Annotated in this window: 19 protein-coding genes and 1 tRNA gene; 10 read left to right on the forward strand and 10 right to left on the reverse strand. The window is 64.6% G+C overall.

Annotation, left to right across the window (positions count from 1 at the left end):
• Positions 1 to 182: 182 nt before the first annotated feature.
• Positions 183 to 1,346 carry a polysaccharide biosynthesis/export family protein gene (locus P3W85_RS34920; protein ID WP_276268122.1) on the reverse strand — a complete coding sequence of 388 codons (1,164 nt, stop codon included), beginning with the start codon at positions 1,344 to 1,346 and terminating at the stop codon, positions 183 to 185.
• A 152-nt stretch (positions 1,347 to 1,498) separates the two neighbouring features.
• Here P3W85_RS34920 and P3W85_RS34925 point away from each other — a divergent pair, with 152 nt between their 5' ends.
• The 4 genes from P3W85_RS34925 (at position 1,499) to P3W85_RS34940 (ending at position 7,377) form a co-directional block, all read left to right on the forward strand.
• Positions 1,499 to 2,653, forward strand: coding sequence for a glycosyltransferase family 4 protein (locus tag P3W85_RS34925; protein WP_276268123.1), 1,155 nt, complete (start codon positions 1,499 to 1,501; stop codon positions 2,651 to 2,653).
• Positions 2,654 to 4,582 (forward strand): capsular polysaccharide biosynthesis protein, encoded by a 1,929-nt coding sequence (locus P3W85_RS34930; protein ID WP_430869679.1) that lies wholly within the window; start codon positions 2,654 to 2,656, stop codon positions 4,580 to 4,582.
• An 84-nt stretch (positions 4,583 to 4,666) separates the two neighbouring features.
• Positions 4,667 to 6,091: a mannose-1-phosphate guanylyltransferase/mannose-6-phosphate isomerase gene (locus tag P3W85_RS34935; protein ID WP_276268124.1), complete on the forward strand. Its 1,425-nt coding sequence runs from the start codon at positions 4,667 to 4,669 to the stop codon at positions 6,089 to 6,091.
• An 86-nt stretch (positions 6,092 to 6,177) separates the two neighbouring features.
• Positions 6,178 to 7,377, forward strand: coding sequence for a hypothetical protein (locus tag P3W85_RS34940; protein WP_276268125.1), 1,200 nt, complete (start codon positions 6,178 to 6,180; stop codon positions 7,375 to 7,377).
• Between the two features lie 349 nt (positions 7,378 to 7,726).
• On the opposite strand, the gene P3W85_RS34945 is transcribed toward P3W85_RS34940, so the two are convergent.
• On the reverse strand, positions 7,727 to 8,839 hold the full coding sequence (locus P3W85_RS34945; RefSeq protein WP_276268126.1) for a hypothetical protein: 1,113 nt from the start codon (positions 8,837 to 8,839) through the stop codon (positions 7,727 to 7,729).
• Between P3W85_RS34945 and P3W85_RS34950 the strand changes: the two genes are divergently transcribed.
• On the forward strand, positions 8,790 to 9,623 hold the full coding sequence (locus tag P3W85_RS34950) for an META and DUF4377 domain-containing protein (protein WP_276268127.1): 834 nt from the start codon (positions 8,790 to 8,792) through the stop codon (positions 9,621 to 9,623). The genes P3W85_RS34945 and P3W85_RS34950 overlap by 50 nt on opposite strands.
• 108 nt (positions 9,624 to 9,731) lie before the next feature.
• Here the strand turns inward: P3W85_RS34950 and P3W85_RS34955 are convergent, their stop codons facing one another.
• From P3W85_RS34955 to P3W85_RS34980, 6 genes are all read right to left on the reverse strand, one after another.
• Entirely contained in the window at positions 9,732 to 11,219 is a 1,488-nt protein-coding gene (locus tag P3W85_RS34955) for a TolC family outer membrane protein (protein ID WP_276268128.1), read from the reverse strand.
• Positions 11,220 to 11,456: 237 nt separating this feature from the next.
• A complete protein-coding gene (locus tag P3W85_RS34960) occupies positions 11,457 to 11,780 on the reverse strand; it encodes a rhodanese-like domain-containing protein (RefSeq protein WP_017228624.1) in 324 nt (107 codons plus the stop codon).
• 14 nt (positions 11,781 to 11,794) lie between these two features.
• Entirely contained in the window at positions 11,795 to 12,448 is a 654-nt protein-coding gene (locus P3W85_RS34965) for a protein-L-isoaspartate O-methyltransferase family protein (RefSeq protein ID WP_017228623.1), read from the reverse strand.
• A 197-nt stretch (positions 12,449 to 12,645) separates the two neighbouring features.
• Positions 12,646 to 15,849, reverse strand: a complete 3,204-nt coding sequence (locus P3W85_RS34970; protein ID WP_276268129.1) for an efflux RND transporter permease subunit — start codon at positions 15,847 to 15,849, stop codon at positions 12,646 to 12,648.
• Between the two features lie 11 nt (positions 15,850 to 15,860).
• Positions 15,861 to 16,988 carry an efflux RND transporter periplasmic adaptor subunit gene (locus P3W85_RS34975; protein WP_276268130.1) on the reverse strand — a complete coding sequence of 376 codons (1,128 nt, stop codon included), beginning with the start codon at positions 16,986 to 16,988 and terminating at the stop codon, positions 15,861 to 15,863.
• Positions 16,985 to 17,782, reverse strand: a complete 798-nt coding sequence (locus P3W85_RS34980; protein WP_017226391.1) for a TetR/AcrR family transcriptional regulator — start codon at positions 17,780 to 17,782, stop codon at positions 16,985 to 16,987. Before P3W85_RS34980 ends, P3W85_RS34975 begins: the two co-directional genes overlap by 4 nt.
• Before the next feature lie 163 nt (positions 17,783 to 17,945).
• Here P3W85_RS34980 and P3W85_RS34985 point away from each other — a divergent pair, with 163 nt between their 5' ends.
• The 3 genes from P3W85_RS34985 (at position 17,946) to P3W85_RS34995 (ending at position 19,863) form a co-directional block, all read left to right on the forward strand.
• Positions 17,946 to 18,230 carry a YkgJ family cysteine cluster protein gene (locus tag P3W85_RS34985; RefSeq protein ID WP_035810819.1) on the forward strand — a complete coding sequence of 95 codons (285 nt, stop codon included), beginning with the start codon at positions 17,946 to 17,948 and terminating at the stop codon, positions 18,228 to 18,230.
• A 42-nt stretch (positions 18,231 to 18,272) separates the two neighbouring features.
• On the forward strand, positions 18,273 to 18,833 hold the full coding sequence (locus P3W85_RS34990; protein ID WP_017226393.1) for a DUF1439 domain-containing protein: 561 nt from the start codon (positions 18,273 to 18,275) through the stop codon (positions 18,831 to 18,833).
• Positions 18,834 to 18,981: 148 nt separating this feature from the next.
• The gene (locus tag P3W85_RS34995) at positions 18,982 to 19,863 is read left to right on the forward strand and encodes an undecaprenyl-diphosphate phosphatase (RefSeq protein ID WP_276268131.1); all 882 of its coding nucleotides are present in this window, start codon (positions 18,982 to 18,984) and stop codon (positions 19,861 to 19,863) included.
• A gap of 87 nt (positions 19,864 to 19,950) precedes the next feature.
• Here P3W85_RS34995 and trmB read toward each other — a convergent pair whose 3' ends face one another.
• Positions 19,951 to 20,727, reverse strand: a complete 777-nt coding sequence (gene trmB, locus P3W85_RS35000; protein WP_035810833.1) for a tRNA (guanosine(46)-N7)-methyltransferase TrmB — start codon at positions 20,725 to 20,727, stop codon at positions 19,951 to 19,953.
• 77 nt (positions 20,728 to 20,804) lie between these two features.
• Positions 20,805 to 20,879, reverse strand: a tRNA-Gly gene (locus P3W85_RS35005).
• 255 nt (positions 20,880 to 21,134) lie between these two features.
• Here P3W85_RS35005 and P3W85_RS35010 point away from each other — a divergent pair.
• Together P3W85_RS35010 and P3W85_RS35015 are read left to right on the forward strand one after the other, a co-directional pair.
• Entirely contained in the window at positions 21,135 to 21,260 is a 126-nt protein-coding gene (locus P3W85_RS35010; protein ID WP_276268132.1) for a hypothetical protein, read from the forward strand.
• Positions 21,261 to 21,354: 94 nt separating this feature from the next.
• Entirely contained in the window at positions 21,355 to 21,897 is a 543-nt protein-coding gene (locus P3W85_RS35015; protein ID WP_276268133.1) for a VOC family protein, read from the forward strand.
• Positions 21,898 to 21,958: the final 61 nt, after the last annotated feature.

Genomic DNA, 21,958 nt, shown 5'->3' on the forward strand with positions numbered 1-21,958 from the left:
TCGCTTAATGGGCTGGTGGATCGGTGCCTGCCTCGGTCACCGCGCTGTTGGCACACTGGATCGTCAATCGTGGAGTCGAGGCAGCAGTCTGCCGGAGTTGCCCCTGAATTTCTCCTCAATCACGCACTGCACCTCGTTGACTCCCGAACGAAGGTGCTGCCTCAGGCAATCAGCTTAGATTCTCACTTAAACGTATTCACAGTAGTGACCACCGGATATGCAACCGAGAACACTACATTCAAGAACTTCTGCAATTCCGCGATCGGCGCGTTCGACACATACAACAGATCCTTGTTGTCCATCGGGAACGTCTGCGCCACAAAGAAGCTGCCGGGGTCTTTCAGGTTGATGCGGTAGACCACCGGCACCTTGCCGTTCTGCGTCGTCCGCACCGGCTGATTGGGCCAGGGCAGGGCGGAGGCATCCTCAAAGCGGAAGATGAACACCCCTTGTGCATCGGAGCGAGCGTCTTCCAAGCCGCCGGCGCGGGCGATGGCCTGGGCCAGCGTGATGCCTTGCGCTTCGAAATTGACTTCCTGGTTCTTGCCGGTCGCGCCCAGCGCAGTAAAGCTGAGCGGCTGATATAGAGCGGTCACCACATCGCCGGCGCGCAGGGGCACGTTCTGGCGGGGATCGCGGATGATGGTTTGCAGTGGCAGGGCCTGGACCTCGCTGCCGCGGGTGACCTGAATGGTCATTTTGTCCACGGGCTGGCGGACGCCTCCCGCGCTTGCAACGGCGTCCAGCAGGCGTTCGCCACGCGGGGTGAGTTGCATGCGGGTGCTTGCACCGACGTCGCCGACCACTGTCACATAGGACGTTACATTTTTTGACAATCGTACCAGCACCTGCGGCTGGTTCGCCTTGCCCTTCAGGGCGGCGGTAATGGCGCGCTCCACCTCCGTGGTGGTGCGGCCAACTGCCTTGATCTGGCCGGCAAACGGGATATTGATATAGCCGTCGCCGCTGACCATTTGCTCCGGCAGGACCGTGACGCGCGCATTGGTGGGCGCGACCCGGGGGTCCATTCCCGAGGCGCCGAACAACGTGGCCGGCGGCGCTTCCCAGACGGAAACCTCAAGCGTGTCGCCCACGCCAAGCTGCTGCTGGAATTGTGCCTTGTTGCCCAGGGTGCGGGCAAAATCGCCGGGCTGGCGCTCTTTCAGCAGGCGCTGCGCGACATCTTCCGTGACGTCGACAATCTGAATGCCCGCCGTGACCGAGGCCTTGACAGAGTCCTGCACCTGGGACTTGGTCGGGCCGGAGGATGGGACGAAGGAACAAGCGGTAAGGCTAGCCGTGCTGATGGTCGACACGGCCACCAACAAGGCGGATAGGCTGCGCATTCTGAGGTGTTTCTTCTTAAGGCTGGGCGAATTTTTGCAATTATGGCATGTTCGTAGCTAAAATACGCGAACTTGCCGGCAATCTCGTTTGTGGACTTGTTGGAATATCCTCACACTCCCGTTCGCGGGCTTCCTCGTGCAGTGACAAGACAGTGATTCCCATCTACCTGGACGTTACGCGGCTCTTGGATCGGCTGGCCAAGCGGACGCTGCCGACCGGCGTGGATCGCGTTGGTCTTGCCTACATCAGGCACTATGCGTACCGGGCGCGGGCCGTGCTGAGCGAACGCGGCTTCCATGTCGTGATGTCTGAGCGCGAGTCGGCGCAGGCTTTCGATATGCTGTTGAGCCAGGATTTCACCCGTGCAAGGGGGGCGCAGGTCCTGATGGCGCGCGCCGTCCTCGGCGCCCTTAGGCGCGACCGGGTTGGCCTCGGCATACTGCTGCATACCAGTCATTCCGGAATGGAGTTCGACCGATATTTTAAGGCGATGACAAAGAGGGGAATTCGTGCCGTATTTATGGTGCACGATTTGATCCCGCTCACGCATGCTGAGTATTGCCGTCCCGGAGTGCTTGAAACGCACTACAAAAGAATGAGTGTGGCACTCGGTCATGCCGCAGGCATTATTGCCAATTCCCAATCCACCCTGGATTCTCTTGCCGAGGAGTCCCTCCGCGCCGGTTGGGTAGTGCCCAGAACCGTGGTCGCCCGCCTTGCTTCGGGTGTGCCGGCGGGGGCAGTCGGTGCACGCCCTCTTCCGCAGCCTTATTTCGTCATGCTCGGCACCATTGAGCCTCGCAAGAATCATTGGTTTGCCCTGCATGTCTGGCGTCGCCTGGTTGAAATCCATGGCGAGAGCGCGCCGACGCTTGTTGTCATAGGGCGGCGCGGCTGGGAGTGCGAGAATGTCGTCGATATGCTCGAACGCTGCGCGCCCTTGCGTGGCAAGGTGATCGAGGAAGGCGACTGTTCCGACGAGCGTTTATTCAACTATCTACACCATGCGCAGGCCTTGCTCTTCCCATCCTTTGTCGAGGGATACGGCATGCCGCTGGCCGAGGCGCTGGCGCTTCGGGTGCCGGTGATTGCCAGCAATCTGCCGGTATTCCGTGAGATTGCAGGGGACATTCCCGATTATCTCGATCCGCTCGACGGTCCGGGCTGGATGGCACGCATCATGGAATACAGCACGGCGGCAAGTTCGGCGCGGGCCTCTCAGCTGGTGCGGATCGAAGATTTTCGCGAGCCGACCTGGCGGGAGCATTTCGAGGTGGTTGACCAGTTCATCGAGGAGCTGGCGTAGATGAGTGGTGCGGGCGCCGCGAATGGCGTGGGGGCGGAGCGCCCGGCGGGATCAGCGCTGTTCCGTCTGATGCGGCTCGCCAACCCCGCCGCGCCGGCTTTGCTGGCCGGCCCTGTCTGGTCTTCATGCGGGGGCGGGGTGCCGATGCTTTCGTGGTTTGAACTGCCGGGCCCGGGCAGGGCGGATACCCGGCTGGAGCGGGCCGTGGCGAATGCGCTGGCCGGCCCAAGCGCGCGGAGTCTTGGGACTTCGCCAGACTTGCCCGGTTTGATGGCTCGTGTGGCTGCCGCTTGTGCAGAGCCCGTTGGCGATACCGTACCCTCCTGCCCGCCAGAGCTGGCCGAACCGCGCAGCAAACCGCGGGTGTTGCTTGTTGACCAACCTTGCAGCCTGAGAGCCGGCCAGGCTGCCTTCGATCGGATGGTGTCGGCAGCGATCGCCGAACATCCCGCGGCGGAATTCTGGATCTGGCCGCCTCCCGGCGGCAAGCGGGGCGGCATGTCGCTCCTGCGCGGGTTGCCGTCTGATGTTCGCACTATTGACAGCGGATTCAGTCTTTTTGCGGCGCTGGCACATGTCGATCACTTCTATACCGTCAGCGCGCCGGAGGGCATGCAGGCTTTGTTGGCCGGTGTGCCCGTGCATGTATTCGGCAGGCCGTACTACGCTGGCTGGGGCCTGACGCAGGATGCGCTGCCGATGCCCGAGCGCCGCGCCAGGCCAACGCTTGCCGCGCTGTTCGACGTGGTGTATCTACGCCTTGCGTCCTACTTTGACCCGGAAGCGCACCGCGCCGGCACGTTGACGCAAGTGCTTGAGAGCATCGAACTGCAACGCGCGGTGCGGGCCCGCTATGCGGATTGCGAGCGGGTGACCGGCTTGCGCTTTCAGATCTGGAAGCGGCATTTCGCCACGCCTTTCCTCACGGCGGGCGGCGGTGAGCTGCGCTGGTCCGACTTGCCGGCCGAGCTCAAGCCGGGCGAACGTGTGGCGCTATGGGGCGGTAAAAGCAGCGATGGCATACCTGCGGGTACGCCCATGCTGCGCATGGAAGATGGATTTTTCCATTCGGACGGCCTGGGATCCGATATGAACGCGCCGTGCAGCCAGGTAATGGATCGCCAGGGCCTGTACTTCGATGCGCGCAGCCCGAATGAGTTGACACAGATCTTGAATGGCGTCCATTTCGATGCCGCCGAACTCGCGCGTGCGTCAGCGTTGCGTGAACTGGTGGCCCGGCTGGGCGTGACCAAGTACAACCTGGGCCGGCGCACGCCAGCGTGGCGGGCGCCGGTCGGAAAGACGGTGATTCTGGTGCCGGGCCAGGTGGCGGACGATGCTTCGATCCGCTTTGGCACCGGGGCGCTGGGCACGGCTGAAGCGCTGCTCGAGGAGGTGCGTCGGCGCAATCCGGACGGTTTCATTGTCTACAAGCCGCACCCCGATGTGCTTTCAGGCAACCGGGTGGGGCTGGTGCAGGCCAGAGAGCTGGCCGACATCGTGGATGCCGAGGCCGACTTGCTGTCGCTGGTCGATTGCGCGGACGAAGTACATGTGTTGTCTTCGCTCGCGGGCTTCGATGCACTGCTGCGCGGTAAGAGCGTGTTCACCTACGGCTTGCCGTTCTATGCCGGATGGGGCCTGACCGAGGACGCGCTGCCGCAGCCCTGGCGCCAGCGGACGTTGACGCTGGACATGCTGGTTGCCGGCGTGCTGCTGCGCTACCCGGTCTACTGGGATTGGCGCACCCGGCTATTCACCACGCCCGAGGCCGTGGTGCACAAGCTGGGGCGTACGGCGGGACGCCCGCTGGTGCCGATCGCGCGCGATCGTGGTCGATTGTTGCGTAAGGTGTGGCGCTGGAGTCGCAATGCGGTACGGTATGGATGTTGGGCATGGCAGCGGCGAAGGCCGGAACGTGTCCATTGATTTTCTGGTGGTATTGGGGAACCGGCCTTGCATCTGCACAAGGTGGTCCTCGTTGATCGAGTCTTAGTCCTTGTGGGAGTTGGCATGAATATTCATCCCGTCATTCTTTGTGGCGGCAGTGGGACCCGTCTGTGGCCCATGTCTCGCGGTGGTTATCCGAAGCAGTATCTGAAACTCACCGGCGAACACACGCTGGTGCAGCAGACCGCACTGCGTCTGCGGGGCGTGGCCGATGTGGCAGCGCCCATCGTCATCACCAACGCAGAGCAACGCTTCCTCGTCGCCGAGCAACTGCGCAGCATCGATGTGAAACCCTCGTCGATCGTGCTGGAGCCGGTCGGCCGCAATACCGCTCCCGCTGTGGCTGTGGCCGCATTGCTTGCGCTACAGGCAACGCCGGATGCACTCCTGCTCGTGTTGCCCTCCGACCATGTGATCCTGGACGACGCGGTGTTCGGCAAGCTGGCCACGATTGCGGCGAATATCGCCAAGGACAGCTATCTGGTGACTTTCGGCATCGAGCCGACCGAGCCGCACACGGGCTATGGCTATATCCGCAGTGGCGAAGCCCTGGCTGCCGACGACGGCGCCTATCTGGTCGAGCGCTTTGTGGAGAAGCCGGACTCCGCCACCGCCGGCCGTTTTCTCGAGGAGGGCGGCTACTACTGGAACAGCGGCATGTTCATGCTGAAGGCGTCAGCCTATCTGGAGGAGTTGCGCCGCCATGAGCCGGAAATCCTGCGCCAGGCCGAGCTGGCCGTCGAAGCTGGCAAACGCGATGCCGACTTCCTGCGTCTGGACGCGGAGGCATTCAGTGCCAGCCCGAACGTGTCGATCGACTACGCCGTGATGGAAAAGACCGAGCGCGCTGCAGTAGTGACCGCAGCCGGCTTGGGCTGGAACGACATCGGCTCGTGGACGGCGTTGGCCGATATTGCAGCCGCCGACGACAACGGAAACGCGCTCTTCGGCGACGTGTTGGTCGAAGACGCAAGCAATACGTATGTACGCGCCGAGCACCGTATGGTCGCGGTAGTTGGCGTGCAGGACCTGGTTATCGTGGAAACCGCCGATGCCATCCTGGTCTCTCGCCGCGACAGGGCGCAGGACGTGAAGAAGATCGTCGAGCAATTGAACCGCTCGGGCCGGCATGAGTCGGTTACCCACCGCAGGGTGTTCCGGCCTTGGGGTTCGTATGAGGGGATCGATCAGGGCGATCGCTTCCAGGTCAAGCGTATCGTGGTCAAACCGGGCTCGTCCCTGAGCTTGCAGATGCACCATCATCGGGCCGAGCACTGGATCGTGGTACGCGGTACCGCCAAGGTCTTCAACGGAGATCAGGTGTTGTTGCTGTCGGAAAACCAGTCGACCTATATTCCGCTCGGCGTGACGCACCGGCTGGAAAATCCTGGCAAGATCCCGCTCGAACTGATCGAAGTGCAATCCGGCTCTTATCTCGGCGAAGACGACATCGTGCGATTCGAAGATCACTACGGTCGCGTTCAGTGAGTGTTTGAGGGAGGGGCTGGCCGCCACGCCATTGTCATTCCGACATGCCACCCGGGGCCAGTCATAACGACCTTACGGAAGCTGCAATGACGACTTCATGGTTCCAACGTCTGCTAGTTGACGACGTGACTGAATCGCTCAGGACGGGCCTTACCGACGAAGCGAAGCGTGAAGTCGCAGCTTTCATGGAAGCATGCAGAGCGGTTCCTGATGTAGCCGAGAAGGCTACGCTCGACGCCTGGTACGAGAGTGGGGAAGGGCAGGCTGTCCTTCTTCATTTGTTTCAGCGGCTCTGGGCGCAGATGGCGGACATTGCTCGCTGGGCCATGCCGGCGCACGATAGCCGCCATGCCATGTACAAGGTGCCGGCCACCTCGATCGAGTATATCCAGGCGGAGCGGGTCCGCGGGTATGAGAGGGTTGGCGTCTTCGGCGCGCTGCTTCACGACCATGGCCGATGGGCCGAGGAACGCATTTTCGGAGGTCCTTGGTGTGGGGGACTACACGCCCGCCTGAGCTTTCTGCTGGCTCGGGAAGTAATGGAGGACCTGCCGATTCCTCCTCTGCTGCGGGATCAAGTGCTGCGCGCCGTCGCGCAGCACACCAAGGGGGCAACCTCGGCCGATCCGATGGTGACCAAGCTGACAGTGTCTCCGGACCGGGAACAGCTCTATGGCCCGGAGATCATCCTCCGGCTGATGCACCAGGTACCCAAGGAAACAGGAGAGCTGGCAGCCATTCTTCGCTCGGCTCACTCAAGATCGTCCGTTCTGGATCGACTCATGCATTTCTGGGCAAACGTTTTGCCTGGACCGCTCTTTTCCCGCCAGGGTCATGTTGACGAGCTACGGCATATCCTCGGCACGTTCATCTTGATGTCGCAGGATAGGGAAGCCAGCCGTGCGCAGTTCGCGAGTGTAGCCCGCGCTAAACTGCCGCCGGGCTTCCGGTTCGATAGGGCTTGGGCCTGCGCGGATGCGCTTAGACCGCATACCGAGATTTCGGTCCAGGAAGCGTTGCGGACGTTTCTGGCGGCGCCAAATCGTGCAGCCGGCGCGGGCTACATGGCCGCGGCGCTTGCCAAGGCGAAAACCGTCGAACCGCACCAGACGACTCGGGTGGCCGGGGCTCTGGAATGGGCGCGAGCCCAACGTGTCAGGCAAGATCTCCGGCAGGAACAGGCTTTGCGCGATGCCAGGGATTGGTTTCGCGAAGATGCTTTGCTCTTGACAATCACGGACAGACTGCTGGAGGGTTGGTGGAGGCCTGAGATGGCCACGGCCTGAGGACGGAAGCCCGGTGCTGGGGCCTGTTGTCGATCTTCACCCCCAACCTAAAACCCATAAACCCGCACCCCCACCGAAGCCAACCCATAAAACTTATCCAGCGACTGGTCGTAGCCGCGTTATACAAAATCTGCACACACCCCACAAAGCTGTTCTGACACTCTTCCGCGCCGGAAGATTTCAAAATACTTCATCGGCGCATACGAGAATTCCAACCCGACCGTCTGGTTGAACCGCACCTGCGGCACGCCGAATCTGTTGAGCCGGTCGTCGATGCCGTTGCGGAACAGCTATGGAAAATAGTAGCCGGCCATCGCGCCGAACCGCGCATATTGCCAGTGCGATGATCCTAGTCGCGGTCGACATCCAGGCCGTACCGGCTGGCGTTGACACTAAGCTGGAGGTTGCGCGCGGTGGCGCGGCCGACCCGGCATGGGTTGGCAAGGGCCGCGGTTGCCTTGTTGTTCGATCCCACCTGCACGTTGAAGCGGCAGTTGCCCTGCTGGTAAGCGCCCTGGAACTCGCCGGCCGTGACCCGGCTGAAGCCGCCGGTGATCAAGCCGCTCAGCAGGTTGTACTCCCACAGCCGGCTTGAGTGGATCAGGTCTGCCTGCGCTTGGACGTCGTTGGCGTGCGCGATGCTGAGATTGCCGAAGCTGGTGCCATTGCTGCGCGTGGTCGTGCTGCTCGCCAGGCTGCTGGCATAGTCGCCCCAGGCGGAGGGTTTCAGCGTCAGTTTGCGTTCGCCATCGGGGGCGGCAAGAATGCCGTAGTGCGCGGCCTGTTGCCAGCTGTTGATGTTGTCGGTATCCCGCTGAAACGTGATGTTGCGGCGCCAGTAGGTTGCCTCTACAGACCACGCCGGCGAGAACTTGTAGCCGATCGCGATGCGGCCGCCGCTATAGTCGCCGGTACGCTCGGCGGTGTCCCGGTGATCGCGCAGTTTAAAGACATCGAGCGTCTTGTTGAATGCGTCGTAGCTGGCTTCTACCCGCAGCCCGCTCGGATCGGCGGTGATGGGTTCCGCTTGCAGGAATTCGTCTTCCATGGCGGCCCATGCCTGGCCGGACAGTAGTGCGGCGCCGATGGCAACGGCCAGGCAATCCGCCCGCGTGCGGCTTATCTTGCTGTTCGAAGCCATACTACCCCCCGGTGTCGGCTTTGACGCTCTGTGCGGATGGCCTGGCAATGCCAGGACTCGCGCTGTGTGTTTCCACTGTAGTGGGTGGGGGCGTGGCGGAGTGTTTGCCACCGCACGCAGATCGTCGTGGATCGTATGCTGGCGCGCCTCGCGCGCCTCGCGCGCCTTGTAGGCCACTGCCCGATGGGCCGCCGCCGCGCAGTCCGTTAAACTGATTGCCTTGCGGGCCAGGCTCGCTGCCCCTACCAGGAGCTTCCAGATGCAGAAAAAGATGCAGAAAATTTCCCGTTCGTCGCCCGGCGTGCTGATCGCACGTGCCACCTGTGCCGTACTGCTTGCCACTGCACTGGGCGCCTGCACCACCGCGCCAGCCCCGGATTCTCCCGGCGCCGGCGCCAGCCTCAACGAGGCGCAGGCCGGCGGCCCCAGCCGCTGGGAACTGGTGCGCTGGCAGCAGGCCGACGGCTCGCTTAGATCCATCCCGCATGGCGATAACGGCCAGCCGATCATCTTCGAGTTCAATAGCGGCATCGACTCCGCGCAAGGCACGGTCAGCGGATACAGCGGCTGCAACCGCTTTACCGGCGGCTATGGCAAGACGTCGACAGGCATGCGCTTCGACCCGCTGGCGGCAACGCGCATGGCTTGTATTCCGCCGCGGGCCGAACTGGAGAACGCGTTGCTGACGGCAATGCAGTCGCCGTTCACTACGGTGGGCACGCAGCCGTCGGCGGGGTCGATGGGGCGCCAGATCATCTGGAAGACCGCGAACGGCGATCTGCTGCAGTTCATCGAGCGCGAAGGCGTGGGCCAGCGCGGCGACAAGATGGAGGCGCAGGCGGCCGGTGGCGTGGAGAAAACCGTCTACGTGGATTCGCAGCGCGTGGAGTGCACGGGCGTAGTCCGGCAATCCTGCTATCGCGTCCGCGAAAATCCGAATGCATCGTGGACGCTGTGGTATGGCCCGATCGAGGGTCTGGATTTCGAGCCCGGCACGGCTTACACCCTGCGCGTGCGCGAGACCCGGGTGGACAACCCGCCCGCGGATGCGTCGGCGATCCGCTGGCAGTTGCTGAAGGTGGAGTCCCGCACGCGGGCAAACTGAGCCAGTTTTCGCGAGCCTGGGGCAGTACGCAAAACGCCGCGGTTCAAAGCCGCGGCGTTTTGTTTTTCAGTCGATACCGATGGCCGATAGCTGTCCGGTATTCCGCCTTCAGCTGCGCGGCGCGGGTGCTCCGGCAATGGCCTCGCGGCGTGTGGCGGGGCGCTTCGCGGCCGGACTGGCCGTCGGCGATGCCGTGCCCAGCTTGACCTTCCCGGGCAGCTTGTACATCGAGCCGGGCATCGAGGTCAGCAGGGTGTTGATCTGTACCACATCGTCCTCGCCCAGCGCGCCGGTGGCGGCCTTCAGGCGCAGTCCGTTCATGATGGTGTCGTAGCGCGCCTTGGCGAGGTCGCGGCGGGTGGAGAACAGCTGCGCTTCGGCGTTCAGTACGTCGATGTTGATGCGCACGCCCACTTCATAGCCGAGCTGGTTGGATTCCACCGCGCTCTGCGCCGAATGCTCGGCGGCTTCGAGCGCCTTGACCTGGGCCAGGCCGTTGAATACGCCGGAGTAATTCTGCCGCGCGCTCTGCGCGGCGGTGCGGCGGGCGAATTCGAGGTCGCTGGCGGCCTTGTCCGCCAGTGCCTGGGTCTCGCGCACCCGGGACTGGATCTGGCCGCCGCTGTAGATCGGCACGTTGAGCTGCACGCCGATCTGAGCGCTGTTGTAGCGGCTGCTGACGTTGACGGTCTGGACCGCGCTGCCGGTGGAGTTGTTGAAACCGTACGAGGCCACCAGATCGACGGAGGGCAGGTGGCCGGCGCGCGCCTTGTTGTATTCGCGCTGGGCGGTGTCGAGGTTGTAGCGGGCCAGGCCGACTTGCGGATTGGTGTTCTCGGCCTGGCTGGCCCAGGTGTTCACATCGGCCGGCTGCGGGCCGGGCAGGGTGGCTGCCGCGCGCAGGCCGAGCAGTTCGTCGACCGGTTTGCCGGTGATCTGCTGCAGGTTGGCGCGCTTGATTTCGAGGTCGCTCTGCGCCGCGATCTCGGTCGAGATGGCGAGGTCGTAGCGGGCCTGCGCATCGTTGGCATCGGTGATGGTGGCGGTGCCGACCTCGAAGTTGCGCTTGGCCTGCGCCAGTTGCTCGCCGATCGCCTTCTTTTGCGCGCCGGCCAGGTAGAGATTGTCCTGCGATGCCAGCACGTCGAAATAAGCCTGCGAAGTGCGGGTGATCAGGTCGAGCTGCGCCTGGCTGAAGCTGACCTCGCCGGCAAGCGCGGCCAGTTCGCCTTGCTTGTAGGTTTCCCAGCGGTCCCAGCGGAACAGCGGCTGGACCAGTTGCAGCGCCCAGTTATTGCCGTTGATGAAGCGGTCGCCGACGATGGGCGCGGACTGGTCGATCTTGGTACGCGTGGCGCCAGCCGTGCCGTTGACCTGCGGCAGCAGGCCGGAGCGTCCCTGCGGCAGCTTTTCCAGGCTCGCCGCCAGTTGCGCGCGCGCGCTGGCGAACTGCGCGTCGTTGGCCTGGGCGTCGCGATAGACCTGGAGCAGGTCGGCACCGTGCGCGGCCGGCAGGTGCAGCAGCGCAAGCAGGGAACCTGTCAGTGCCAGGCGCGTCTTGGGCACGCCCCGCGCAGGGAAAAGCGCAAACCTCATGACATCTCCAGTGTGCCGGGCACCGGGCGCGCGGCTAACGTTTCTATCGATCAGCGTTCAAGGGGAATGGCGCCGGAGCAAACCGGCGCCGTGGGATTGATGCTTTTGATACGTTTGATGCTTGCGCCTGCGGTGCGTGAATTGCGTATCGCGTATCGCGTATTGCTTGTTGCTTCTATCGCTTGCACCGCTTTGCTTTGTACTGCGTGTATTGCCCGTGGCACCACCGGTGCCGCTTCAGTATTTCGGCATGGCCGGGTCGACCTGGTGGGCCCAGGCGTCGATGCCGCCGGTCAGGTTGTAGACCTTGGCAAAGCCCTGGCGCTCGAGGAAGCCTGCTACCTGCATGCTGCGCATGCCGTGATGGCAGATGCAGACGATGTCGGCTTCCTCGTCGAGTTCGGCGGCGCGCGCCGGGATCTGGCCCATCGGGATATGGGTGATGCCGGGCATGGCGCAGGTCTGCACCTCCCAGCCTTCACGCACGTCGAGCAGCACCGGTCGCGGGCGGCTGGCGTCGGCCAGCCACTGCGCAAGTTCGGGAGCGTTGATTACCTGCATATCGGGAGTACCGCTCAGAAGTGGAAGCGCGAAGGCTGCTCGGCGCCCAGCAGCGGCGTGACGGCAGTCTCGAACAGGTTGACGGTCTTGTACTCGGTCTCGCTGACGCGCGTGATGATCTGCGCTTCCATCGCCGGCAGGCTGCCGACGAAGGCGGCGATGCGTCCGCCTACCTTGACTTGCGACAGGATGGCCGCGGGTACCGAGGGCAGTGCGCCCGAGATGCAGATCACGTCATAGGGCGCGCTGGCGGCCCAGCCGGCGGCGGCATTGCCTTCGGCCACGTCGACATTGGTCACGCCGGCGTCGGCCAGGTTCTTGCGGGCCAGCGCGGCCAGCTCGGGCAGGATGTCCACGGTGAGTACGTGGCGGGCGCGGTGGGCCAGCAGGGCGGCCATATAGCCGGAGCCGGCGCCGACTTCCAGCACCTGCTCGTGCTTGCGCACGGCCAGGTCCTGCAGGATACGGGCTTCGACGCGCGGGGCCAGCATGTTCTGGCCGCCCGGCAGCGGGATTTCCATATCGACAAAGGCCAGCGCGGCGTATGCCTGCGGCACGAACTGCTCCCGCTTGACCACGGCCAGCAGGTCCAGGATTTCCTGATCCAGCACATCCCATGGGCGGATTTGCTGTTCGATCATATTGAATCGGGCTTTTTCGAGATCCATCTTGCCATTCCTTCCAGTGCCAACCGCTAATCAGTTCTGAATTCCGGCCGCGCGGTGCCAGGGGCCGGTGAAATCCGTCAAACCTGCTATTTTAACCCCTCGACAAGGCAGTTGCCGAAGCACGTTGGCCAGGCTGTCGCCTCCATGCCGCAGTCCGGCCATGGCCGCGGCATTGCGGGGCAGGGCGCGGGGACGCTTCATTCCGCGCTCGCCGGCCCGCGTGCTGGCGTGTCGTCGGCGGCCGGCAAGGCTGCCGCCGGGGCTGCCGCCTTGCCACGCCACAGCCGGCCCAGCCAGGCGCTGAAATCGTCCAGATACGTATAGATCACAGGCACTACCACCAGGGTCAGGATCGACGAGGTGATGATGCCGCCGATCACGGTCTGCCCCATCGGCGCGCGCTGCTCCGCGCCTTCGCCCAGGCTGAAGGCGAGCGGCACCATGCCGAAGATCATCGCCAGCGTGGTCATCAGGATGGGGCGCAGGCGCACCCGCGCGGCCGCAATCAGCGCCGTCTCGCGCGACATCGGTGGCTGGCCGTCGGCGCCGCGCCTGGCCTGGTTGGCGAAGTCCACCAGCAGGATGGCGTTCTTGGTCACCAGGCCCATCAGCATGATGAAGCCGATGATGGAGAACATGTTCAGGGTGGAGCGGAACAGCAGCAGCGCCGCGAACACGCCGACCAGCGTGAGCGGCAGCGAGGTCATGATGGCGATGGGCTGGAAGAAGCTGGCGAACTGCGAGGCCAGGATCATGTAGATGAAGATCACCGCCAGCGCCAGTGCCGACACCGCGAAGCCGAACGACTCGTTCATCGACTTGGTGGAGCCGCCGAAGCGGTACTTGTATCCGGCCGGCCAATTCATGCCGTCCAGTGCCAGCTTGACCTCGCGCGCCACCTCGCCTTGCGAGCGGCCCGCGGTATTGGCGGTCAGTTCCACTTCGCGGCTGAGGTCGCGCCGGCTGATCTGGTTGGCGCCCGTGGTGGGTATCAGCTCGGCGATCTGGCGCAGCGGCACCATGCGCGGCGAGCCGTCGGCGTTGGTCTGGCTGCTGGCGATCATCAGCCCGCTGAGATCGGCCATGCCGGTGCGGGCATCCTTGGGCAGGCGCACGCGCACGTCGTAGTTCTGGTCGTCGGGCGCGCGCCAGGAGCTGATGGCGTCGCCGGCCAGCAGCGGCCGCAGCGCGTTGCCGATCTGCACGATGCCAACGCCCAGGTCGGACGCCAGCTCGCGGCGGATGCGCACTTCCACCGTGGGGCGGTCGTCCTTCATGCTGGAGTCGAGGTCGGTGAGGCCGCGCACGGCGCTCATGCGACGGCTGGCTTCCTGCGACAGGCGCCGCAGCGTTTCCAGGTCGTCGCCCTGGATCGAGACCTGCAGCGCCTTCTGCCCGCCGGCGCCGTCCGGCATGCCGACCATGGTCAGCGTGATGCCGGCGATGCCGGCCAGGCGCTCGCGGATCATCGGGTTGAGCTGGGTGGTGGTGCGCTGGCGCGCGCGGCGATCGGTCAGGCGCACCGAGACCAGCGCGTTGTTGCGCCCGGACGTGTTGCCCGAGTTGATGGTGGCGTAGGTGTAGGCGACCTCGGGGAAGGCCTTGAGGGCGGTTTCCACCTGCCTGACCTTGGCTTCGGTCACCGCCATCGAGGTGCCCACCGGTGTGGTGAAGCCGACCTGCGTTTCGCCCAGGTCGGCGGCCGGCACGAATTCCGTGCCGATCAGCGGCACCAGCGCAAAGCTGCCGAAGAACGTCACCGCGGCGATGATGGCGGTCGCCAGCCGGTGCTTGAGCGCCCAGCCCAGCATCGAACCATAGCCATGGCCAAGCGCATCCATGCGCGCCGAGAACCAGTCCAGCATGCGGCCGACGGTGCGGCCGTACAGGCTCTTCTTGTTGCCGGTGCCGTGCAGGTCCGGGTCATGCCAGACCGAGGACAGCATCGGGTCCAGCGTGAAGGAGACGAACATGGAGATCAGCACCGCCGCCACCACGGTCACGCCGAACTGGTGGAAGAAACGGCCGATGATGCCGCCCATGAAGCCCACCGGCAGGAACACCGCAACAATGGAGAACGTGGTGGCCAGCACCGCCAGGCCGATCTCGTTGGTGCCGTCCAGCGCCGCCGCGCGATGGTCCTTGCCCATCAGGTTGTGGCGCACGATGTTCTCGCGCACCACGATGGCATCGTCGATCAGCAGGCCCACGCATAGCGATAGCGCCATCAGCGTGATCACATTGAGCGTGAAGCCGAACATATACATCACGCCGAAGGTGCCGATCAGCGCGATCGGCAGCGTCAGCCCGGTGATGACCGTACTGCGCCAGGAGCCGAGGAAGAGGAACACGATCGCCACCGTCAGCATGGCGCCTTCGAGCAGCGTGGAGCGGACTTCCTTGACACTGCTGCGGATGCCGCGCGCGGCATCGTTCACCACGGTGAGCTGCACGCCGGCGGGCACCAGCTTGCGCACTTCGTCCGTCATGCTGATCAGGCCGTCGACGGTATCGACGGTGTTCTGGCCCTGCGCCTTGACCACCGCCAGGAACAGCGCGCGCTTGCCGTCCAGCATGGCCAGGCTCTCCTGTTCCTCCTCGCCGTCGCGCACGTCGGCCACCTGCTCCAGCGTGACGGGCTGGCCGGCGCGGCGCGCCACGATGATGCGGCGGAAGGCGTCCGGCGTGATCATGCGGCCCTTGATCTGCACCACCGTTTCGGTGGAGGTGGAGCGCAATTCGCCGGCGGGCAGTTCCTGGTTCTCGTTGCGGATGGCGTCCATCACCTGGTTCACGCCGATGCCGAGCGCTTCCAGCTGCGCGGGGCGGATGCGGATCTCCACCTCGCGCTTGGTGCCGCCCACGATATTGATGGCGCCCACGCCGCGCACGGTTTCCAGGCGCTTGCGCACGATCTGGTCGGCAATGGTGGTCAGTTCGCGCTGCGTGCGCGTGGCGCCCGGCGCGTTCGATACGGACAGGTAGAACACCGGCGCTTCGGACGGGTCGTAGCGCAGCACGCGCGGATCCTTGACCTCGTCGCGGAACTGCGGGCGGATCAGCGCGATCTTGTCGCGCACGTCCTGCGCGGCCTGGCCCACGTCGACGGAGAGGTCGAACTTGATCACCACCACCGAGTTGCCCTGGTAGGAGTGCGAGAAGATCTCGTCGATGCCGGAGATGGTGTTGACGATTTCCTCGATCTTGCGGGTCACGTCCGATTCGACCGATTCCGGTGCCGCGCCGGGGTACTCGGTCTGCACCACGACGATGGGGAAGGTGATGTCGGGGAACTGGTCCACCGGCAGCCGCTGGTAGGAAAACAGCCCCACCACGACGAAGGCCAGCATCATCATGGTGGCCAGCACCGGGTTATGGATCGACAGGCGGGTGAACCACATGGGCGGGGCTCCTACGCCTTGACCAGCTTGACGCGGCTGCCCGCGCGCAGGGTGCCGAGGTTGTTGCGCACCACCCTGGCGCCGGCGGCGAGGCCGCTGGTGATTTCCACCAGTCCGTTACCCTCGTCGCGAATGCCGGGCTTGACCTCGCGTTCGGCCAGCACGTCGTTCTCGATGGTGTACACGAAGGCGCGTTCGCCGTCGCTGCGCACCGCGGTGACGGGCACCGACACCACGCCGGCGTGGTGGCCGAGCACCAGCGCGCCCTGGGCGAACATGCCGGCACGCAGGCGCGCATCGGGATTCTCGACGCGCACATAGACCATGATGCTGCGCGTGCCCTGGGTCACCGCCGGGTTGATGCGCACCAGCTTGCCCTCGAAGCGGCCGCTGCCTTCGACCTCGAGCTGCACGGCCTGGCCGATGCTGGCGCGCGCCACGTCGGCCATCGGGATCGGCGCCTCGAGTTCCAGCGTGCGCAGGTCGACCACGTCGATCAGGCGCGTATCGGGCGAGACCTTTTCGCCGGGCTGCACCGCGCGCGCGGCGACCAGCCCGTCCAGCGGGGCCTTGACCACGGTGTCGGCCAGCGCTTTCTGCGCCACCTCCAGCCCGCCCTGGGCGGCGTCCAGGTTGGCGCGCGCCACGTCCAGGTTGCTCTGGAAATTGTCGAACGCGGTCTTGGAGATAAAGCCCTTGCCGACGAGCTCGCGGTTGCGCTCGTAGGTCTGCCTGGAGTTTTCATACTGGCCGCGCGCCGCCAGCATCTGCCCGCGCGCCTGTGCCACCTTGGCCTGGTATTCGGTCGCGTCGATGCGCACGATGACCTGGCCGGCGCGCACGGCTTCGCCCTCGCGTACCAGCACCTGTTGCACTTCGCCCGACACCTTGGCCTTGACCGACGCCTGGTTGAGCGCCCGCAGGCCGCCGGACAAAGGCAGCGAGACGCGCAGGTCTTGCGTGGTGGCATCGACCAGGTCCGACTGCAGGAATTCCACCGTGCCTGGCGCTGCCGCCTGCGCCGGAGCGGGGGCTGGCTTGCCGCCGCCGGTCTTGCGCATTGCGGCGGCGGTGCCCAGCACCGCGATCGCGGCGACAGTGGCGAGCATGGCAATCAGGATCTTCTTGCGTCGGGTCATGCGGTCTCCGGGGGCCGCGCCGGGGCGGGCCGCGCGTCCTGCTGCCCCGGCACTTGCGCCAGGGCTTCTTGTTGGGCTTCCTGCTGTATCCGCTCCCAGACATAGGGCCCGACCTGGGGCGGCAGCGGCGTGTCGCGCGCCGCGCCGGTGGTCAGGCCGAACAGCAGCATCTGGAGCAGGTTGTCGATAAACGCCTCGGGATCGATCTCGATGCGCGACGACGCGCTGAACGCGCGCTGCCAAAGCATCAGGAACACCAGCGGGGCGCAGATCAGGGTGGTGGTCGGGTTGGCCGGCACCTGCCGCAGCTCGCCGCGTGCCGCGCCGCGCGCCAGCACGCGTGCGAACAACTCATCGCCGGGCAGCATGACCTCTTCCTGGTAGAACTGCGCGATGTCCGGGAAGTGGCTGGATTCGGCCATGATCAGCTTGGTCAGGCCCGCCACCGGCGTGGCGCCGATCAGGCCCCACCAGCCGCGCAGCAATTCGCGCAGCAGCTCCGGCGTGGAGCCCTCGTAGTTCTCCACCAGGTCAACGCCCCTGGCCAGCGCGGGAACGAGGTTCTCGCGTACCACGGTCTTGAACAGCTCTTCCTTATTGGCGAAGTACAAATACACTGTCCCCTTGGACACGCCTGCCGCGGCTGCCACGTCCTCGAGGCGGGTGGCGGCATAGCCGCGTTCGACAAACAGGTCGAGCGCGGCCGCCACGAGTTCTTGCGGGCGCGCAGCCTTGCGGCGTGCCCAACGCTTGGTGTTCGCCGCTTCCTGGTTCTGATCTGGGGATTTGTTCACTGGGGACGCCGCGCACCTATGCCGGTGTTTTCTGCGATTCGCAAATAAATAACTCTTGGGTCAGTAATGTAGTGGAGCCGATTCCGGCGGTCAAGCGGGTGCCCTCGGGACCGTCTGGGGCACAATACGGGGCTGCCGGTCCGTCCGCGCCTGAACCTTTGCCATGCTCCATCAGTCTCAACTTTCCTGCCGGCCCGATTGTGGTGCTTGTTGCACCGCGCCCTCGATTACCTCGCCCATTCCCGGCATGCCCGACGGCAAGCCGGCCGGCGTACCGTGCGTGCAGCTGCTGCCCGACCGGCGCTGCGCGATTTTTGGCGACCCCTCGCGGCCGGCGTTCTGTGCCGGCCTGAAGCCCGCCGCCGACATGTGCGGCGAATCGCGCGGGCAGGCACTGGCCTGGCTGGCGCGGCTCGAGGCCGCTACCGCGCCGGGCCATGCCGGTTGAATGCCGAAGGAAGCCCCAAGGAATCCGCCAAGGAAGCTACAGATGATCAAGATGACTCGCCGGCGCTGGCTGGCAGCAGGCACCGGCGCTGCGCTGGCGGTGGGCATGGCCGCCTGCGGCGCGCTGGGCAACGACTACACCTTCTCGCAGAGCCAGCTGCAAGCGGCGCTGGAGCGCAAGTTCCCGTTCAACAAGCGCTATATGGAGCTGTTCGACATCCAGCTCGCCAATCCGCAGTTGACGCTGGACCCTGGGCGCAACCGTGTCAATGTGCAGTTCGACGCCACCGTGGACAACCGCCTGTTCTTTCGCCAGGCATTGACCGGGCGCTTCGCGCTGGACAGCGGCCTGCGCTACGACCAGGCCACCCGCGCCATCGTGCTGCAGGATCCCCAGGTACAGCAGTTCGACGTGACCGGCCTGCCGCCGCAGTTCGCGCGCCAGCTCAACGCGCTCGGCGGGATCCTGGCCGAGCAGTTGCTGCAGGGCTATCCGCTCTACACTTTCCGCCCCGACCAGCTGCGCGTCGCCGGTGCCAGTGTCGAGCCCGGTACAATTACCGTTTTGTCCAACGGGATCAACGTCAAGATCAATCGTCCGTAACGCACGGGGTGCAAAATGGTGCACCGCCATCATGGTGGCGGACATGCGGTCTTGCCGTGAACGGTGGCGATGGCTGCCGGTTTCCTTGGCTTTCTTCGTTTTTTGATTTCCTTACCCTTACCTTCTCTCCTTCGCTCTCCCAACAAGAATGGATATTGCTCTCGCCTTGAAAGCCGTGATCCTCGGTATCGTCGAAGGACTGACCGAGTTCCTGCCCATCTCCAGTACCGGCCACCTGATCCTGGCCGGCCAGTTGCTCGACTTCAACGATGAAAAGGGCAAGATCTTCGAGATCGTGATCCAGTTCGGCGCCATCCTGGCGGTGTGCTGGGAATTCCGCCACCGCATCGCCACCGTCGTGCGCGGCCTGGCCACCGAAGAAAAAGCGCGCCGCTTCGCCATCAACGTCATCGTGGCCACCGTGCCGGCGATCGTACTGGCGCTGGTCTTCGGAAAGTGGATCAAGGCTCACCTGTTCAATCCGATTACCGTGGCGACCGCGTTTATCGTCGGCGGCGTGGTGATCCTGCTGGCCGAGTGGCGCGAAGGCCGTCGTGGCCAGGTCTCCCACCCCCAGGGCAATGCGCTGCTGGAAGCCGCCAAGGCCGGCGCGCCCCGGATCGAATCGGTGGACGATCTCCACTGGCGCGATGCCATCAAGGTCGGGCTGGCCCAGTGCTTCGCGCTGATCCCGGGCACCTCGCGTTCCGGCGCAACCATCATCGGCGGCATGCTGTTCGGGCTGTCGCGCCAGGTGGCCACCGAGTTCTCCTTCTTCCTGGCGATCCCGGTGATCTTCGGCGCCACCGTCTATGAGTTGTACAAGTCCCGCGCGCTGCTCTCCGCCGACGATCTCGGCATCTTCGGCATCGGCTTCGTCTTCGCTTTCCTGTCGGCCTTCCTGTGCGTGCGCTGGCTGCTGCGCTTCGTGGCGACGCACGACTTCAAGCCGTTCGCCTGGTATCGCATCGTCTTCGGCATCATCGTGCTGGCGACTGCCTACTCGGGCCTGATCGCGTGGCATGCCTGAAGCGGGTATAGCGCACGGCCGGTGGATAAAAAAAGCCGCCAGGGTTTGGGCCCTGGCGGCTTTTTTCATGCGCGCTGCCGCGCAGTTTCAGGCCCGCTTGCGGAACACTACGTCCCATACGCCATGCCCAAGGCGCACGCCGCGGCGCTCGAACTTGGTCACCGGGCGGTAGTCCGGCCGCGGCGCGAAGCCACCTGCGGCATCCGAGGTGTTGACCAGGGCCGGCTCGCCGGCAAGCACTTCCACCATCTGGTGGGCATATTCTTCCCAATCGGTGGCGCAGTGCAGGTAGCCGCCCGGCTTGAGCCGGCTGGCCAGCAGCTTCACCAGCGGCGGCTGCACCAGGCGCCGCTTGTTGTGGCGCTTCTTGTGCCAGGGGTCGGGAAAGAAGATATGCACGCCGTCCAGGCAGGATTCCGTCAGCATATGCGCGATGACCTCGACCGCGTCGTGCGGCATGATCCGCACATTGCCGATCCCGCGCTCGCCGATCAGCTTGAGCAGGGCGCCCACGCCGGGCTCGTGCACCTCGCAGCCGAGGAAGTTGTCCTGTGGGCGCAGTTGCGCGATATGCGCCGTGGTTTCGCCCATGCCGAACCCGATCTCGAGGATCGCCGGCGCGGCACGGCCGAACGCGGCTTCCCAGTCGAGCGGCTGCGGTGCGTAGGGCAGGATGAAGCGCGGGCCCAGGTCGTCGATGGCGCGTTGCTGGCCGGTGGAGGTACGCCCGGCGCGGCGCACGAAGGAACGGATGCGGCGAGGATGGGCCACATCGCTGCCGTCGGCGGCCTGGGTGGGCGCGTTGTCGGCGATGTCGGCAGCATTGGCCGGCGTCGGGTCGGAACTCGGGTCTTGGGGGAGCATGGCAGCAAAAAAGCCGCCGGGCGAAACCTGGTCGGGCATGCGACCAGGTGGCGAAGGCGGCTCGTCTTAATCTGATGTGGAGCGGGCGATGGGAATCGAACCCACGTCTTTAGCTTGGGAAGCTAAGGTAATAGCCATTATACGACGCCCGCGAAACCGCGATTCTACGCGGGTTCTGGTGATTTGTGCAAGCGTGCGACGCGGGCGCTACATGCGAAAATGTATCCACTGCCATGCGGACGGCTGCATTCGCTACGCCCGCAGCCGACCCTCGGCGGACGCACGTGCCACGTGTGTTGAACGACAGCGCCGGGGCGGTGATCGGACGTTCGACAAAATTCGAGAGCATCGCGGCTCCTGCCGTTTGGTAGGGAGGTTCAAGCTCGACGTTGTTCGTGGCGCGTGTCATGTACATGTTCGCAGGAAGCACGCACACGCGCGCCGTGGCCGGGAAAGCACCCGGCGTGGACGACTTGGACGAACATCACCAGATCGTTCGGATCGAGCGCGATACTTATCCAGAAATGGATTAAACAAATCCTGTTTGACCGTCTAGTGTGAGACGACTTCAATCTCCATACTTGAGGTGTCGCACAGTAGGAGGCTGTCTCCGGGGCGCCGGCCAAGTTGGCCACCGCAACCGTGATCCGCCAAGCGAGCGGACAATGTTGTGAGCGAGCTTGTGAGCGCTATCCACCGATGACAGAGGAGGGCCAAATGGTCGATTCCACAAAGCCGCGCGCTATCGGCTTCAACCACGTAGCGCTGGAAGTCGGCGATATCGAGGAAGCGCTGGCATTCTATGGCCGCATCTTCGACTTTCAATTGCGCGGCAAGAGCAAGACGATGGCCTTCATCGATCTTGGCGACCAGTTCATCGCGTTGCAGGCGGGACGCAAACAGCCCCCCGATGACGGCCGGCATGTCGGCCTCGTTGTCGATGACAAGGAGGCGGCGCGCGCCGCCCTCAAGGCGGCGGGGGTCAAGCCGATCGACGGTCCGTTTCTGGATTTCCGCGACCCCTGGGGCAATCGCATCGAGATCGTGGGCTATGACAATATCCAGTTCACCAAGGCTCCGAACGTTCTGCGCGGCATGGGCCTGACGCATTTGACCAAGAACGAAAGCGCGAAAAAGGAACTGGCGGAAAAAGGGATGGCGGCGAGCTAGAGTCCCTCATGTGGAGTTGTGAGCTCTCGCTGCGAGGCCGTATAGCTGGGCTCCACTCCAT

Source organism: Cupriavidus basilensis (genome assembly GCF_029335485.1).
GTDB classification, from domain to species: domain Bacteria; phylum Pseudomonadota; class Gammaproteobacteria; order Burkholderiales; family Burkholderiaceae; genus Cupriavidus; species Cupriavidus basilensis_E.

Bases quoted from the DNA above. Each gene is read 5' to 3' on its own strand.
- P3W85_RS34970 (WP_276268129.1), bottom strand. From the start codon at position 15,849: ATGTGGTTCACCCGCCTGTCGATCCATAACCCGGTGCTGGCCACCATG.
- P3W85_RS34920 (WP_276268122.1), bottom strand. From the start codon at position 1,346: ATGCGCAGCCTATCCGCCTTGTTGGTGGCCGTGTCGACCATCAGCACG.
- P3W85_RS34955 (WP_276268128.1), bottom strand. From the start codon at position 11,219: ATGAGGTTTGCGCTTTTCCCTGCGCGGGGCGTGCCCAAGACGCGCCTG.
- trmB (WP_035810833.1), bottom strand. From the start codon at position 20,727: ATGCTCCCCCAAGACCCGAGTTCCGACCCGACGCCGGCCAATGCTGCC.
- P3W85_RS34930 (WP_430869679.1), top strand. From the start codon at position 2,654: ATGAGTGGTGCGGGCGCCGCGAATGGCGTGGGGGCGGAGCGCCCGGCG.
- P3W85_RS34995 (WP_276268131.1), top strand. From the start codon at position 18,982: ATGGATATTGCTCTCGCCTTGAAAGCCGTGATCCTCGGTATCGTCGAA.
- P3W85_RS34975 (WP_276268130.1), bottom strand. From the start codon at position 16,988: ATGACCCGACGCAAGAAGATCCTGATTGCCATGCTCGCCACTGTCGCC.
- P3W85_RS34960 (WP_017228624.1), bottom strand. From the start codon at position 11,780: ATGCAGGTAATCAACGCTCCCGAACTTGCGCAGTGGCTGGCCGACGCC.
- P3W85_RS34965 (WP_017228623.1), bottom strand. From the start codon at position 12,448: ATGGATCTCGAAAAAGCCCGATTCAATATGATCGAACAGCAAATCCGC.
- P3W85_RS35010 (WP_276268132.1), top strand. From the start codon at position 21,135: ATGTACATGTTCGCAGGAAGCACGCACACGCGCGCCGTGGCCGGGAAA.
- P3W85_RS34935 (WP_276268124.1), top strand. From the start codon at position 4,667: ATGAATATTCATCCCGTCATTCTTTGTGGCGGCAGTGGGACCCGTCTG.
- P3W85_RS34950 (WP_276268127.1), top strand. From the start codon at position 8,790: ATGCAGAAAATTTCCCGTTCGTCGCCCGGCGTGCTGATCGCACGTGCC.
- P3W85_RS34990 (WP_017226393.1), top strand. From the start codon at position 18,273: ATGATCAAGATGACTCGCCGGCGCTGGCTGGCAGCAGGCACCGGCGCT.
- P3W85_RS34940 (WP_276268125.1), top strand. From the start codon at position 6,178: ATGACGACTTCATGGTTCCAACGTCTGCTAGTTGACGACGTGACTGAA.
- P3W85_RS34985 (WP_035810819.1), top strand. From the start codon at position 17,946: ATGCTCCATCAGTCTCAACTTTCCTGCCGGCCCGATTGTGGTGCTTGT.